The organism is Falsihalocynthiibacter arcticus, assembly GCF_000812665.2.
Taxonomy (GTDB): domain Bacteria; phylum Pseudomonadota; class Alphaproteobacteria; order Rhodobacterales; family Rhodobacteraceae; genus Falsihalocynthiibacter; species Falsihalocynthiibacter arcticus.
In genome coordinates, this window is record NZ_CP014327.1 from 2,421,230 (window position 1) to 2,435,917 (window position 14,688).

General features: G+C 50.7%; 12 protein-coding genes and 1 pseudogene. 4 read left to right on the top strand and 9 right to left on the bottom strand.

Features of this window, described 5'->3' with window-relative positions:
• Positions 1-50: 50 nt before the first annotated feature.
• From istA to RC74_RS12050, 3 genes are all read left to right on the top strand, one after another.
• Positions 51-1,550, top strand: coding sequence for an IS21 family transposase (istA, locus tag RC74_RS12040; protein WP_062628238.1), 1,500 nt, complete (start codon positions 51-53; stop codon positions 1,548-1,550).
• The gene (gene istB, locus RC74_RS12045; RefSeq protein ID WP_062628113.1) at positions 1,547-2,299 is read left to right on the top strand and encodes an IS21-like element helper ATPase IstB; all 753 of its coding nucleotides are present in this window, start codon (positions 1,547-1,549) and stop codon (positions 2,297-2,299) included. Before istA ends, istB begins: the two co-directional genes overlap by 4 nt.
• Before the next feature lie 909 nt (positions 2,300-3,208).
• Complete coding sequence (locus RC74_RS12050) at positions 3,209-5,398, top strand: Hint domain-containing protein (protein ID WP_038999879.1); 2,190 nt, start codon at positions 3,209-3,211, stop codon at positions 5,396-5,398.
• A gap of 752 nt (positions 5,399-6,150) precedes the next feature.
• Here RC74_RS12050 and RC74_RS12055 read toward each other — a convergent pair.
• From RC74_RS12055 to RC74_RS12070, 4 genes are read right to left on the bottom strand one after another with little or no spacing between them, the layout of a single operon-like run.
• Entirely contained in the window at positions 6,151-6,798 is a 648-nt protein-coding gene (locus RC74_RS12055) for a hypothetical protein (protein WP_038999880.1), read from the bottom strand.
• On the bottom strand, positions 6,795-7,523 hold the full coding sequence (locus RC74_RS12060) for an SDR family NAD(P)-dependent oxidoreductase (protein WP_038999881.1): 729 nt from the start codon (positions 7,521-7,523) through the stop codon (positions 6,795-6,797). The genes RC74_RS12055 and RC74_RS12060 overlap by 4 nt, the downstream gene beginning before the upstream one ends.
• Positions 7,520-8,884 (bottom strand): class I adenylate-forming enzyme family protein, encoded by a 1,365-nt coding sequence (locus RC74_RS12065; RefSeq protein WP_082802276.1) that lies wholly within the window; start codon positions 8,882-8,884, stop codon positions 7,520-7,522. The genes RC74_RS12060 and RC74_RS12065 overlap by 4 nt, the downstream gene beginning before the upstream one ends.
• Positions 8,865-9,110: an acyl carrier protein gene (locus RC74_RS12070; protein WP_038999882.1), complete on the bottom strand. Its 246-nt coding sequence runs from the start codon at positions 9,108-9,110 to the stop codon at positions 8,865-8,867. Before RC74_RS12070 ends, RC74_RS12065 begins: the two co-directional genes overlap by 20 nt.
• 947 nt (positions 9,111-10,057) lie before the next feature.
• Between RC74_RS12070 and RC74_RS12075 the strand changes: the two genes are divergently transcribed.
• The gene (locus tag RC74_RS12075; RefSeq protein ID WP_156477461.1) at positions 10,058-10,948 is read left to right on the top strand and encodes a glycosyltransferase family protein; all 891 of its coding nucleotides are present in this window, start codon (positions 10,058-10,060) and stop codon (positions 10,946-10,948) included.
• A 150-nt stretch (positions 10,949-11,098) separates the two neighbouring features.
• On the opposite strand, the gene RC74_RS12080 is transcribed toward RC74_RS12075, so the two are convergent.
• The 5 genes and pseudogenes from RC74_RS12080 to RC74_RS12100 all read right to left on the bottom strand — a co-directional run.
• Entirely contained in the window at positions 11,099-11,509 is a 411-nt protein-coding gene (locus tag RC74_RS12080; protein WP_082802277.1) for an IS5 family transposase, read from the bottom strand.
• Entirely contained in the window at positions 11,510-13,081 is a 1,572-nt protein-coding gene (gene tnpC, locus RC74_RS12085; RefSeq protein ID WP_062628145.1) for an IS66 family transposase, read from the bottom strand.
• Between the two features lie 54 nt (positions 13,082-13,135).
• A complete protein-coding gene (tnpB, locus tag RC74_RS12090) occupies positions 13,136-13,489 on the bottom strand; it encodes an IS66 family insertion sequence element accessory protein TnpB (protein WP_039000107.1) in 354 nt (117 codons plus the stop codon).
• Positions 13,486-13,869 carry a transposase gene (locus RC74_RS12095; protein WP_039000108.1) on the bottom strand — a complete coding sequence of 128 codons (384 nt, stop codon included), beginning with the start codon at positions 13,867-13,869 and terminating at the stop codon, positions 13,486-13,488. The genes tnpB and RC74_RS12095 overlap by 4 nt, the downstream gene beginning before the upstream one ends.
• A 74-nt stretch (positions 13,870-13,943) precedes the next feature.
• Positions 13,944-14,329 (bottom strand): annotated as a pseudogene (locus tag RC74_RS12100) (IS5 family transposase); the annotation flags it as partial.
• Between the last annotated feature and the right edge of the window lie 359 nt (positions 14,330-14,688).

The following is a 14,688-nucleotide window of genomic DNA, read 5'->3' on the forward strand; positions in this document are numbered from 1 at the left end:
GGAGTAAAATTCCGCCAGTTTGTGTCCTTCGTTTATTCGGAGGGCGGGAGATGTATTCTGTGGATATTTATAGTCGTGTGCGCCGTGCTTGTTTGAAGGACGGCATGTCTGCTCGTGAAGCGGCGCGTTATTTCAACAAGGACCGTAAGACGATAGCGAAGATGCTACGTCATGAACTCCCTCCTGGTTATCGTCGTTCAGAAGCGCCACGTCGCCCCACGCTTGATGATTATGTTGGCATCATCGACGAGATACTTCGGACTGATAAAACCCTGATCAAAAAACAACGCCATACAGCAAAGCGCATCTATGAACGCCTGAGAGCCGAGCATGGATATACTGGCAGCTTGACGACTGTGACGTATTACGTACGCGAGCAAAAGCGGCGCACGAAAGAGGTGTTTGTGCCGTTGTCGCATCGGCCCGGCCACGCGCAGGTTGATTTTGGTGAGACCCTTGGCGTGATTGGCGGCGTCGAATGTAAGATCCACTTCTTCGTGATGAGCCTACCGCATTCGGACGCAGTGTTTGTGAAGGGCTACCCTGCGGAGACGACAGAAGCGTTTTGCGACGGCCACGTGTCTGCCTTTGCGTTCTTCGGCGGCATCCCCCAATCCATTCTCTATGACAACACCAAGATCGCTGTTGCGCGTATTTTAGGGGACAGAACACGTGTTCGCACACGCCGGTTTACAGAACTGCAATCGCATTATCTGTTTGATGACAAGTTTGGTCGGCCTGCGCGGGGGAACGACAAAGGCAACGTTGAGGGCATGGTCGGATACACTCGACGCAACTTCATGGTGCCTGCGCCACGTTACGACAGTTTTGATGATCTGAATGCGCACTTGGAACAGAGGTGTTTGGAACGCCAGAGTGACAAATTGCGCGGACACAGCCAGACTATTGGCCAGCGTTTGATATCCGATCTTGATGCCCTGATGGGGTTGCCTGTCGCAGAGTATGAGGCCTGCGACCATGTCAGCACGCGGGCCACATCAATCTCAATGGTGCGCTACCGTAGCAATGATTACTCTGTGCCCGTGGCCTATGCCCATCACGACGTCCACGTGCGTGGCTTTGTGCATGAGGTCATTATTGGCTGCGGCAATGAGGTGATAGCACGGCATCAGCGGTCTTACGCCAAAGCGGACATGATCTTTGACCCGCTCCACTTCCTGCCTTTGATTGAGCAGAAGGTGGGGGCTTTGGATCAAGCCGCCCCTTTGCAGGGCTGGGATCTACCGGATGTCTTCGCTACCTTGCACCGACTGCTCGAAGCCAGAATGGGTAAGCCGGGCAAGCGGGAATATGTTCAAGTCCTGCGCCTTTTGGAAACCTTTGAGATGGATGTTGTGCAGGGTGCGATCCAGCATGCCATTGATCTGGGCGCGATTGGCTATGACGCTGTAAAACACCTTGTGTTGTGCCGAGTTGAGAAGCGCCCACCGCGCTTGGATTTGGACTTCTATCCTTATCTGCCAAAGGCAAACGTTGGAACAACACGTCCGGCCAGCTACATGAGCCTGATGGGAGGGACCGCGGCATGACCCAAGCCCCCCAAATCCTTCTGCAACATCACCTCAAGAAGTTACGCTTGCCAACGTTCCAAGGGGAGTACGCAAAACAAGCCCAGATATGTGCTGCCGAGAATAAGGATCACATTCAATATTTGGCGCGCCTGTGCGAGATGGAACTGATAGATCGGGAGCGCCGGATGATCGAACGGCGGATCAAAGCGGCGAAGTTCCCAAGCACCAAAAGCCTGGATAGCTTTGACTTCAAGATTATGCCCAGCTTGAACAAACCGCTGACAATGGACCTCGCACGATGTGATTATATAGATCGCAGAGAAAATATCATCGCCCTCGGCCCATCGGGAACCGGTAAGACGCACATTGCTTTGGGGCTTGGGTTGGCGGCATGCCAAAGAGGGTTGAAAGTGCGCTTCACGACGGCGGCAGCCCTGGTCCATGATCTGATTGAAGCGCAGGATGAGCGGAGATTGCAGCGGCTTCAAAAGCACCTGACGAGCCAGAACCTGTTGATCATTGATGAATTGGGATTTGTGCCCCTCAGCAAATCTGGTGCGGAACTCCTCTTCGAGGTGATATCCCAGTGCTACGAACGCGGCTCAATTATAATCACCTCGAACCTGCCTTTCGATGAGTGGACCGAAGTCTTTGGTTCCGAACGGCTCACAGGCGCTTTGCTGGATCGTTTGACCCATCACGTCCATATCCTGGAGATGAATGGCGAGAGTTACCGGCTCAAACATAGCCGTAAGAGCCGCCAATAACCAAAACACATCAAGATCAGAACAATGTCGGCCCAAGGGCCAACATGCGCTTTGGCACGCGTTAGCTAAATGGGGAGCACGCGCACCAAAGCGCACGACAAACGAGAAGTCAGTGGACCAGTTTTACGCCGCGATCTGGACCCTTTTTACTCTGCGATTGACAGCGTTAGGATAAGCTATGGTGCATCTTTTGATGCGAAAACGAGGCAGGTGGTGTGACGGTGCGCTTAAAGGCCTGCGCGGGGCGGGAAAAATTCGGACCTTCGCTGCGGCATGCAACAAGGGCAGCTTTGCCAGCATTCAGATCATTGCTGGACAAAACTAATTTCAGATCCAGTGATCCTACTGTGCATTCCACCAGTATTTTCAGACTATAGATTGATCTTGGTGGATGGGCAGTTTCAGCGACGCTGCGCTGTACACAATTTCTAACCTCCATCGATTTTAACGACTGCGACGAAGCGCGATCTGCGATCATCTGTACCCGATTGAATTGACGGGTATCTCCTCCGCCAACACCAGATGAAACACCAACCGATAGTCTTAAAATTGATGAAGTTGGTCTGCCACAACTTAAGCGAGTGCTAAAGCTCAAAGCCTGTGCTATCCGTCGAGAAGTTACTGTTTACAGACTCGGCATCGATATTTTTGCCGCCCAACTCTTGCACATCGTCTTTGGGCATATGAACCCAATTGAAAGCCGACCCTGTGTGTTTAGCTTTTTATCTGAGCAATTCACCACACAAACCACGGCCTTAAAACTCCCTGACAGACACATCTCGGATGGCAACCAGAAATTTGGCAATTCCGCCTGAGTTTCTGGAACTAACTTTACGTAAAAACAACGTTTTAATGTGCGAATGGCAAGAGGTGAAACACCCCTCTCATTGCCGGAGAAAAGGAGTTTCGATGACGATTCTGACAGTAGGCCCAGGTTTTTCCTATCCGACAATTGCAGCCGCGATGGTGGACGCTTCGCCCGGCGATACGATCTCCTTAGGCGCAGGCTACAGCGACGAGACGGCGACTGTCTCGAAAGAAGACATAACGATTGAAGGCGACATCAATTCATCAGGCATCGAGTTGCATCTTGCGCCCGATGTTTCCGGAGTGACACTTGGTGGCGATGCGCCAATAGATGTGATGGATAGTGACTCAAGTGGGCTGATCACGGGAAACACCGGGGATAATGTAATCACCGCCTCCGGTGGAATTGATATTGTAGACGGCGGGCTTGGCGTTGATCGGCTTATCGTCGATTATAGCGCTGGGTCAGGAACAACGATTGGCACATCGGCCACGGGTTTTATTGGGGCTGGTGTCGGATCCGTAGGGATCACAGGCGCAGGTTTTGAACACTATACGATTCTGGCGGGTACAGGGGTTAACACGATCACCACAGCCGGTGGCGATGATACTATTATCGCAAGTGGTATTGCGGCCAACACTATTGTCGCCGGAGAAGGTAACAATGAAGTTATCACTGGTGACGGTATTGATACCATCAATGTAGGGTCTGGGAACGATACAATCTTCGCGGGTGATGGGGCCAATACAATTATTGGCCTAGGTGGCGACAAGCTGATCGTGACCGGCGACGGCATCGATATTATTACGGTCACGTCTGGGAATAACATTATTAAAACCGGCGATGGTGCCAGCACGACCGTCGCCACCTCGGGCAACAATGTGATTTGCGCCGGTGACGATATTGATACAATCACGGTCTCCAGCGGTGACAACGTAATCAATGCGGGTGACGGCGCCAACACAATAACCGCAGGTTCTGGCCATAACATTATCTTTGGCGGCAAAGATATTGATACCATCACGGTGGGCAGTGGCGGTAACTATATTGATGCCGGCGATGGAGCAAATACTATCACAAGCGGTGACGGAAATGACACCATCGTCACGGGTGGAGGTATAGATACGATCACCACAACTGGCGGTAATGATTCTATTCTAATTACAGGTGGTGCAGACGTTGTTTCGGGCGGGACTGGGAGCGACACGCTGATCGCCGACTATTCAGCCGCGACAGGTGCCATAGTCACCGGCCCCCTTGCAGGCGTCTTTGGCACTGGATACGCTGGCAACCTTTCTGGGATGGGTGCAGCCACATTTTCTGGTATTGAAATCTTCGACATCACTTCCGGCAACGGTAATGACGCGATTACCACGGGGAGTGGCGATGACATTATCAACACTGGCACCGGACAAGATATCGTTCATGCGGGTGGTGGGTCTGACTTTATCTACGGAAATGCGGGCGATACTATCGATGGCGGCGAAGGCGGGTCTGACAGCGACACACTCAATTTGGAGCTGACCAGCGACCACTACAATATAACATATGACAGCTTGAATCCTGAAAACGGAACGGTTGAATTTCTGGATACACCCGGCGAAACTCTGTCTTTCACTAATATTGAGCATGTGGTGTATGGCTCAACTCTGCCTCCCACTGTGACTATTCTCGAGCCTGACGAAGACCTCTGCGATCCTGTTGTACCCTGTTTTACACCGGGCACTATGATACGCACCTCAGCGGGCATGCGTCTAGTCGAAACACTAGAGGTAGGCGACCATGTTTTGACCCGCGACAATGGTTTGAAGCCGATTGTCTGGATTGGTAGCAAGCAGGTTACGGGCTCGTTGTTAGCAGAAAATGAATCACTACAACCGATTTCAATCCCCCGAGGCAGTCTTGGTGAAGACTGTCCAGATCGCGATATGATGGTATCGCGTCAACACCGGATGTTGATGACCGGTGCCCGGGCAGAGCTTTTGTTTGGCTCGGGCGAAGTAATAGTTAAGGCCAATCACCTTGTTTCGCAGCCTGGAATTGAGGCTTTGAAATTGGAGGAAGTGACCTATGTACACATCATGTTTGATATGCACGAGATTGTGCTCGCAGACGGTGCGTGGACTGAAAGCTTTCAGCCCGGAGATGGTAGCATTCCGGGTCTTGATTTGGGTCAGCGCAATGAACTGGAAGAAATTTTTCCCGATCTGGCTAAAGCGAACCGTTTCGTGGGCTTCGACAGCGCACGATTTTCCCTAAAGTCACACGAGGCAATTGCCTTGTTAGCCTGATAATAATTGACCTGCTCCCCTGAAATGCCCTGCGTTTTGGGGGAGCCTGTTCTCCAACTGAGGAGAAATCGGTGCCTGCTGACGCCAGTTTAGCGGCCGTTATTTCGGCAAGGTTCTTCCTTGCAGCACAAACCGCAACCCATCAGGTTGTGCCAAAGCAAGGATCAGGCCCCAAGGCATGATCCGCGCAATTGCCGATAGGTGATGGAGCGCCTCCCCGGCGTTAGGGGCAGATGAGGTAGCTTTAGCTACCTACAGTCTGTCATTATAGGTAGCTCTCCCGCTACCAGTTTTTAGGTTGAGGCGCAGAAAGTTGCGCCCACTTGCCCTTATAAATCTGATCCCAGATTACCTTAAAATGCCACATTTGACCAACGCTTTTACCGTGCTAAAAACACGATTTTGGCGTGTTGTTTCAAAACTATTTGGACTACTCATCGTCGTCTGTCGTAAACTGCACTCGCAACCGCATTTCCATTCAAAGAGACTTCGGCGGCTTCCCTGCGGTTCGCGGCGTAGGCCGCCAAAAAAACACCCTCGGGCCATCTGCTCCGCCAGCAGCTTCTTCAGTTTGCCGTTCTCATCTTCAAGCGCCCGAATAGTACATTCGCTGCGGAATGTACCTAGGTCTGCTCTGCCGGCCAAACTTGTCGTTTTTTCTGAAACTCCATTCAGAGCTCCGTTTAAAGTTTCCTAGAAAATCCAAAAAGAAAGCCGGGCACACCGACGGCAAAAGACAAGTATTCGCCAATCTAAGCCCTCGGTTTCCTTAAGGCCCCGACCTCATCATAACCTTGTATGGCACCTTGCGGATTGTCTGCAAAGAATTCGAAAGCATAACGTAACTGCGTCGGCATGAGGCGCTCAAGTTTCCCTCGAACATCCGCCCATTGGTCACGAGTTGTGCGGTAGCATTGCAACTCAATTTTCTCACCAGAGGAACGAACCACCAAACTCCTATTCACCAATTCAATGCCTACAAATGCGTTGAGCTTTTGTGGTGGTACGTTTGAAGAAACAACTTCACTTCGCAACTCAGTTGCATTCAACCATTTGAAAGCAATAACGCTAGAGATGCCCAACATCATGGGGAAAATACCGGGCCTCGGAGCTCTATTTCCGGCGAGATAGCATCCCCAAAGAGACACCCCAGCACCCAATTCATTTACATTTATCACTCCCTGCGGTTCGTCCCCCAGCCGAAGTATGAAAAAGTTCCTACGTTTTTCCAGAAGACTCTTTGTAAAAGCAACATGGTCTTCCAGCCTTATGGGATCATCGCTAATAGAGTTTGCACGGACATGTTTAGCATTTCTCCAGGACAATACTAGTTCTGCATTTGCTTCTGAAAAACGTTCTAGCGTTATACTTTTTTGGCCATTTTTATCATTAGTTGTCATGCAGTAGCTCCACCATCAACAGTAATAATAGTACCTGTTGTTTTTTCAGCGGAGGGCTCCAGAAGGTAGCGAACAGCGTGCGCGGCATGTTGCGTTTCGGGCAGCCCCAAAGGAGCGCGCCGAATTATTGATTCCAGCTTAGAACCCGATAATCCCTTCGTCATGTCGGTCAGCATGTACCCAGGTGCGACACAGTTTACAGTGATACCAGCGCGTCCAACTTCGCGAGAAAGAGATCTAGTAAATCCTTCTATCCCAGCTTTTGATGCTCCGTAAACTGCCAACCCACTAAATCCGGTCCTTGCTATTATTGAAGAAATATTTACGATCCGCCCACGTCGCGCCTTCAACATGTGGCGAACCACATATTTTGTAAGCGTCATTGGCGCTTCGAGGTTCAACGTCAGCACCCGCGAAATATCAGTAGAATGCTGGGTGGCAAGCAATCCGTCGAGCCCGGTTCCAGCGTTGTTAACAAGACCATAGGGTGGTGCGTCAAGGGGGTCCAGAATTCTATTCACTAGGTCTTGGATCTCGTTCACCTTCATTAAATCGAATTCTATGAAACGAGACGCCCTCTTTGGGAAAGCGTCAAATTCAGGCGAAATCGTCCGACCAATACCCACTACGAGGTAGCCAGCATCAATTAAAGTTTTTGAGATTGCCAGCCCCAACCCCTTTGCCGCGCCAGTCACGATCACAGTATCTTGTTTGTCACCAATCATTTTTTATGCACCACTTTCCCAGTTTGATTTACCTCAATATCGTCGACGAAACGCAGCACACGCGGACGCTGAGCGGAACTTAGTTTTTTCTTAAGAAAAAACTCCAAGTCTCTCTTAGCGGACTCTTTGTCCGTGCCGGCCAATAGTTTCACATCTGCCACGACCAACGTGCCCGTAAAGGGGTTTTTTTTGCCGTAAACGACCGCGTCGGACACAAGATCGTGCTCTAGAAGAACGTGACGCACTTGTTCTGGGACTACTTTGTCGCCACCAACGTTCAAAACCCCGCTCTCCCGGCCAATTATGTAAAAGCGGCCGCCCTCTACTAGCACTATGTCTCCAGTATCAACCCAACCTTCATCATTTACAATTTGGCCTTCGCCAGCATAGCTGTGTGCTGCACTATTTGAACAAATAAAGAGCCGTGAATCGCGCAAGGAAATTCTAACTCCATTGAACGTCTTTTCGGAAAATTTGAATGGAAATCCCGCTTTACCATCACTGACCGACATTCCGACACCAGCTTCAGTAGATGCGTAAATATGAGTGATGCGTGCGTCCGGAAATGCCTTGCGAAGTGCGTCTAAAACAGGCTGATCTGCCGCTTCTCCACCTAGTGTTATCTGTTGAAGGGGCAGATTTTTGCTGGCAGGGCACATTAGGATCTTGCGCCAGAGAGTTGCCGTTGCAGAAATGTGAGTAACTCCTGCGTCGGCACAAAACGATACTCGTGCATTCATGGGGCCAGTCAACCCTGGAAACACAAGAGTATGACCACCAAGTAACGCCTGAAAGAATACCTGATAACCTGCGAACCGGGTTACATCGTAAAACAACGCCAAAACCTGTGGGTCATCAACTACTTCTGATGATTTAAGCGCCGTATGCGCAAGCGTAACCAATGAATGGAGGACAAGCTTTGGCGTAGAAGTCGTACCAGATGTCGGAACAAGCCAAGCAGTGGAGACTGCCTCTCGATCAAGGTTGCCGGTCTCTGATTTGAGATCATTCACATCCAGGCAGACAAGCCCTGCGTCATCAAACACTTTCCTAGAAGCAATCGGTAAATCTGTAACAACGCAAGTGAAGTCACGCTTACTTAAAATTACCTTGATGTCTCCTTGAGGCAAATCTGGATTGAGAGCACAAACAGCTTCGACAGCACCATCGAGTGCGATCATCGCCCGCGCAAAGTTTTCAATGTTTTCGCAACACACGATTACGTCACCGCGCGAACCACGCCAAAACACATCACACAGTTCACCATAATTAAACACACCATTTCGAGTTGCTAATGCGACCCGATTTGGTTGCCATGAAGCTGTGTGCCGAATTTTCTGTCTAAGGTTTGTTTTTTTCATAGAACTCGATAAATTCGCCAAATGTTTGTGGGTAAAAGGCTTCTTCCGACAAAGAAAACGGGTCAAAGCCCAGCCGTCCCTCTAATTCTACTACCAGAATAGCAAACCCGAGACTGTCCAGCCCAGAATCAAGGAGGATCATGGTCTCTGTAATATCAGGCAGCGGATCGCCATCTGCTTCCCGTTTGAAAACTTCAAGGAAGACACTCTCTATAACTTTACGCATTAACTGCCCCTTTTATCTTTTTTATTAGCCAATCGTCGAGCTTGATTGTTTGCTCTAGCAGGCACTTCAATACAAGCCCTTCTCCGTCGCGGCCCGATAAATTAAAAAATGTTCTATACTAGTCGGTCCCAATTGGGATTTATATTACTCTATTGACTGTAAATTCACAACGTCGGCTCGCTTGGTTAATTGATGACGCAGTCAGCAATATGTTTGGGAAGGATCACTGCTGACTTCAAAGTCAAGAAAATCAAAGGGCTCGGCAATTTGACTCAAATTAGAGTGTTCTATGGCGGCAGCTCGGTGATCCAAAAAAGTGTCTGAGAATAACACTTTGGTTTGTCGCTTAACTTGATAAGTGTCAGGGCGGGCTAGTTGTGGACAACAGCAATCACGGGAATTAAAACCCATTTTATTAGGTAATCAAACACCTAGTGTTCCGTACCTTAAAAGGAAATAATATGCGATCGAGTTCTACATCTAATTTCGCTGAAACAACGGGTGCATTGGGAACGCATTTCGTCCCGAAAGCACTTGGGAGAACTCCAGGAAGCGTCTTTGCGGCTTCACTCGCGACTAAATGAAGTATTGAGGAACAGCTGAAATGTATGGCTGTGCCCCCGCGCTAGATTCGTTTTTGACAGTATGTATGTTTCACTAAGTATATTGGGTGCTGTAGCTATGATCAATTTTGTCGACGTCAATCAAGTACAAGTTAACCCTAACCGAATTTGGTCTCCAAAATGACAAACAAACCAACCCTCTTGGCCTATCTCAATGGTATGCCAGATGTGGAAAGCACATATCCGGTTCTCGCGCGACTTCATAAACGGGGCAAGGTGCGCGTGCGAACGCTCGTTTATTCGAAGCTTCTACGTAAAGAAAAACGCCTCACCCGTGCGTTTCAGGCTGAAGGATTTATGCCCGAAGCGGCGTCCAAATGGCGCATGAAGGTGTTCTACAAAAAGGACATCGACGCTGCGGATGCGGTACTCACAATTGCGGATCCAAACTGGGACCCTACTAATCGCAAGCAGCGCGGCACGCATATTCGCAACACGAGCCAACAATGCATTTTTCTTCAACATGGTGCCTATCAGATGGGTGTCAACGGGCCTTTGCCTATTAGTCCCATGACATTTTATTCCCAGTGCCTATTGTTGTGGGAACCTCTCGGAAATAACAGAGATTTATTTGCTCCAGAAAGTGCAGGGCGCGTTCGTGCTGTTGGGTTTACGAAAAAAAACGTACTCCCAATAAATACGTGGGGGCCGGACGTGAGTGACTGGGTGTTAAAGCACCCCACTCGACTATTGGTTTGCCAGTCATTTCGATGGGGAGGAGGGCGTTATTCGAGCGACCAAATTGCCAATTTTTACAACTTAATGGATGAGATGCTTACCAAACATCCCAAGGTTGGTATCATTATCCGATCGCATCGTGGTAAAGTGCGTAAAAATCACCGGGGGCATGATGAAGCGTTGGCCAAAAAACACCCAAATGTTATGTTCTCTCACTACTATTCAGGCCCATTGGCCAAAGCGTCCATTCACGATGTGATTGATCTTTGCGACGCAATGATTTCACCTACATCTACAACTGTTTTGGATTGCATCTATTCGGGAAAACCCGCTGCCGTATTTGCCGAAGACGTGGACGTATTCGCCAACTTGCAACAGATTTCAAACGCAGAAACGTTCGAAAAGTTTATCGGATCGCTCGCCGACTATGATCCCGTTTACGACACAATTCGCACTCGTTTCGGGGCATTGGATCACAACCTGGATCGTGCGGCGAAAGTCATAGAAGACCATCTGTTTGTTACCTGCAAAAGCTGAACATCCCCCACCAAAGCGCGCTTCCTCGTTTTCATTGGGGATGTTTTAAGGACACTCAGATTGCTCCCCTCGTTAAATACTAATTATTGATGAAGAGAGAGTTTTTAGGGCGAACAGAAATCGCCGCATTTAACTAGTGCCTGTGGACAATTACCTTGTTGCGATCAGTGCGGCGACGAGGTTTAGGTTGGCGGTGTAACTGCTGTCTGTTTTGTCGTACCTAGTTGCAATTCCACGGAATTCCTTGATTTTGGCGAAATAGTTTTCCACCAGATGTCGCCAGCAATAAGCGGCTTCGTCATAGTCATACTGTATTTTCCGATTGGATTTCGGTGGAATGATGGCTAACGCCCCCCGATTTTCCAATTCTTCGCGCAACCAGTTTGCGTCAAACGCTTTGTCCCCAAGAAATGCACCAAAAGATACACCTTCAATCAGAGGCTTCACTCCTTGCAAATCATGCGCCTGGCCAGGGCGCAATACAAACCGCACAAGATTTCCCAGAGCATCCACCAGTGCAATGATTTTGGTTGTCAGCCGTAAGCGCTGCTTTGGTCCCACCTATGCGGCGTAGTTCCACGGTAGCAGCTGCTCGATGTGCTTCTGCTTATGTCCGTTGACTATGGCTGTGAGGACGCTGGTCAGGTAGCTGTGCGGTTCGATTTTGTTCAGTTTGCAGGTCTCGATCAGCGACGCGAGCATGGCCCAGTTTTGTGCGCCAGCGTCGTGACCCGCGAAGAGCGCGTTCTTTCTTTGCAGGGCGATGGGGCGGATTGTGCGTTCTACGGCGTTGCTGTCCATCTCGATGCGACCGTCGGTCAGGAACAAGATCAGGCCATCCCAGTATTTGGCGATGTATTTGAGCGCTGCGCCAGTTGGAGATTTGGCAGAGACCTGCGTTCTTGTGTGATCCAGCCATATTTTGAAGGTCGCTACTTTTGGCGCAGATTTTTGCTGTCGCATCGCTAAGCGTTCCTCAGCGGATTGACCTCGGACTTGGCCTTCGATCCGGTAGAGGACTGCGATCTGTTTGAGACCCTCCTCGGCGATGGGGGCCACGTTATTATGGGTCAACTCATAGAGTTTGCGTCGTGCATGAGCCCAGCAATACGCCAGTTGGATCGGGGCATTGTCCCGCAAATTAAGCACGCGGTTGTATCCGGCATAACCGTCCACTTGCAGGATGCCACCAAAGCCCTGCAAAATCTCGGTTGCGTATTTGCCGGATCGTCCTGGCGCATAAGTAAAGGCCACCCCGGGTGCTTCTGGCCCATTCCAAGCGCGATCATCGCGGGCGAGCGCCCAGAAGTAACCTTTCTTGGTTCTACCTCGCCCAGGGTCGAGCACCGGCGCCGGCGTCTCATCCATAAACAGTTTTGTGGATCTCTTGAGGTGTGCCAGCAGAGCGTCATGGACAGGCTTCAGTTCATGCGCGGCTTTCCCAACCCAGAATGCCAGTGTTGATCGGTCGATATCAACGCCTTGCCGTGCATAGATTTGTGACTGACGATACAATGGCAGATGATCGGCATATTTGGACACAATCACACTGGCAATGGTGGCCTCAGTCGGCATGCCGCCTTCGATCAGGCGTGGTTTGGCAGGTGCTTGGACAATGCCTGCCTCGCAGTCACGGCAGGCATATTTGGGGCGGCGTGTGACAATGACGCGGAACTGCGCGGGCACGATGTCTAGGCGTTCGCTGACATCTTCACCTATGATGTGGCGCTCAGCGCCGCAGCCACAGATCGTGCTGTCGGGTGCAAAAACCTCTTCAACACGCGGCAGATGTTTTGGCAGCACACCACGCCCTTTGGGTGGCTTCGTCGCGCCTGCTGTCTTTGGCGGGTCAATCGCTACGTCCTCAGCATGGACGACAGCCATGGCTGTTTCGATGTCCTCCAACGCGAGGTGATATTGATCCGGATCGCCTTTCTCGGACTTCGCCCCGTAGAGCGCCCGCTTGAAGTCAGTCAACAGCTTCTCGAGGCGAATGATGCGGTCTTCCTTGCGTTGGATGATGCCGTCACGCTCGGTAAGGGTCGTATTCTGCGCACTGATATGGGCCTCGGCGGCCGCCAAAAGTGCTTTGAGCGCATCGATATCGTCAGGAAGATCAGTGGCGGATGTCATGGGTGTTTGATACCAAAAACCGCACCAAACTACCCGCCTAAAGCACCACCCGAGTCATTCTGCCGCAGCCGGTGGGCGGGTCTCCAATGCAGTCACGCGACGCCAATCGAGCCCCGCAAACAGCGTCTCAAATTGAGCCGGATCAAGCCGCAAAACGCCATCCTTGATGGCGGGCCATTTGAACGCATTCTGCTCAAGCCGCTTGTACGCCATGACCAGGCCGGTTCCGTCCCACCAGATCATCTTGAGGCGATCCGCCCGTTTAGCACGGAAGACATAGACCGCGCCATCAAAGGGCTTCTTGTGCAAATGGCTCTGCACCAGCGCGGCCAAACCGTCATGGCCTTTACGAAAGTCGACAGGTTTGGTCGCGACAAAGATCTGCACGCCATGCGACGGATGGATCACAGCGCAGCCGCGATCTCAGCGATGCGGGCCGCAGGCGTATCGGCGGCCAAGCGGATCGTTACTCCACCTTTGAGCAACTCAACGCTGGTCAAAGTGATGGGTCGTGTTGGAAGCACTTCAAGCGCCTTAGGGTTTGCAATCTGCACGGGCACAAAATCCATCCCATCCAAGTTGGGTAAAACAAGTTTACCCGTCCGCGCCATACGTCGCCAATCTGAAACGCTGCTGGGTATCAAACCATATCGCTTGGCCACCCCATTTACAGTCGCGCCCTCAATCAACGTTTCCGCAACAATCCGCGCCTTCAGTTCAAGAGGCCAGCGTCGCTTTCCGTCTGAACTGCGTGGAATCCTTGTGAGAAACTCATTCGTAGCTTCCATAGAGAAACTCCCTCCAAATTTATGAAGGGACGGAATCGCATATTAACCACCCAAGGGGAATGTGGGGTCAAACCAACGGTTACTGTCAGCCCGCCGCGAGAGCGGCCAATCGCCTGACGCAGAGTCCCCCTTTTGCACCCGTTGCCTTCTGGTGAACCGAAACGATTGTGCCATCAATCATGGCGTATTCAAAGTCGGGGTTGCCTGATAACGATCTGAAAAGACTCTCAAATATCCCAGCGTCTGCCCATCGACGGAAGCGGCGAAAAGTGCTGTTCCAGTTCCCGAAACTGCGCGGCAGATCGCGCCATGGAGAACCCGTGCGCACGCGCCAAAGAAGGGCTTCCATAAACAAGCGGTTGTTGGCTCCGGTCACGCCCCTGTCACCCGATTTTCCAACAAGAAGCGGCTCAATCCTAAGCCAAACCTCGTCAGACAAAACAAACCGATCTCTATTCATCTCAATCTCCCTCTTTGGGGGACTGAATCAGATCAGCCGGCTAAAGGGAATCCTAAATGTCCACAGGCCCTAGGACCTTGAGGCTATCACAATCTGAAAAGTTTTGGAAGTCAGTAAGGAGTGTTGGTCTTTTAGGTTAGTAGATTCAGCCCCACTAGACGGTGCGATACTCATGAAATACCTGCCAATCTTGCATCAAGAACAGGTAAGCTCGTTCGACTTTGATTGAAAGCATACGTCAAATTCTGTAAGTGATCTGTACTGCTGGATACCCTTGGCGATCAAGTTCCGAGACTAGCTCTCTATTCGTGGGAGGTACGTTAATCGAAAAATGGTTTGCTCGAACTGACTTTAGGGGC

Coding starts and splice junctions, on each gene's coding strand:
- istA (WP_062628238.1), top strand. CDS start 51: ATGTATTCTGTGGATATTTATAGTCGTGTGCGCCGTGCTTGTTTGAAG.
- istB (WP_062628113.1), top strand. CDS start 1,547: ATGACCCAAGCCCCCCAAATCCTTCTGCAACATCACCTCAAGAAGTTA.
- RC74_RS12050 (WP_038999879.1), top strand. CDS start 3,209: ATGACGATTCTGACAGTAGGCCCAGGTTTTTCCTATCCGACAATTGCA.
- RC74_RS12055 (WP_038999880.1), bottom strand. CDS start 6,798: ATGACAACTAATGATAAAAATGGCCAAAAAAGTATAACGCTAGAACGT.
- RC74_RS12060 (WP_038999881.1), bottom strand. CDS start 7,523: ATGATTGGTGACAAACAAGATACTGTGATCGTGACTGGCGCGGCAAAG.
- RC74_RS12065 (WP_082802276.1), bottom strand. CDS start 8,884: ATGAAAAAAACAAACCTTAGACAGAAAATTCGGCACACAGCTTCATGG.
- RC74_RS12070 (WP_038999882.1), bottom strand. CDS start 9,110: ATGCGTAAAGTTATAGAGAGTGTCTTCCTTGAAGTTTTCAAACGGGAA.
- RC74_RS12075 (WP_156477461.1), top strand. CDS start 10,058: ATGAAGGTGTTCTACAAAAAGGACATCGACGCTGCGGATGCGGTACTC.
- tnpC (WP_062628145.1), bottom strand. CDS start 13,081: ATGACATCCGCCACTGATCTTCCTGACGATATCGATGCGCTCAAAGCA.
- RC74_RS12095 (WP_039000108.1), bottom strand. CDS start 13,869: ATGGAAGCTACGAATGAGTTTCTCACAAGGATTCCACGCAGTTCAGAC.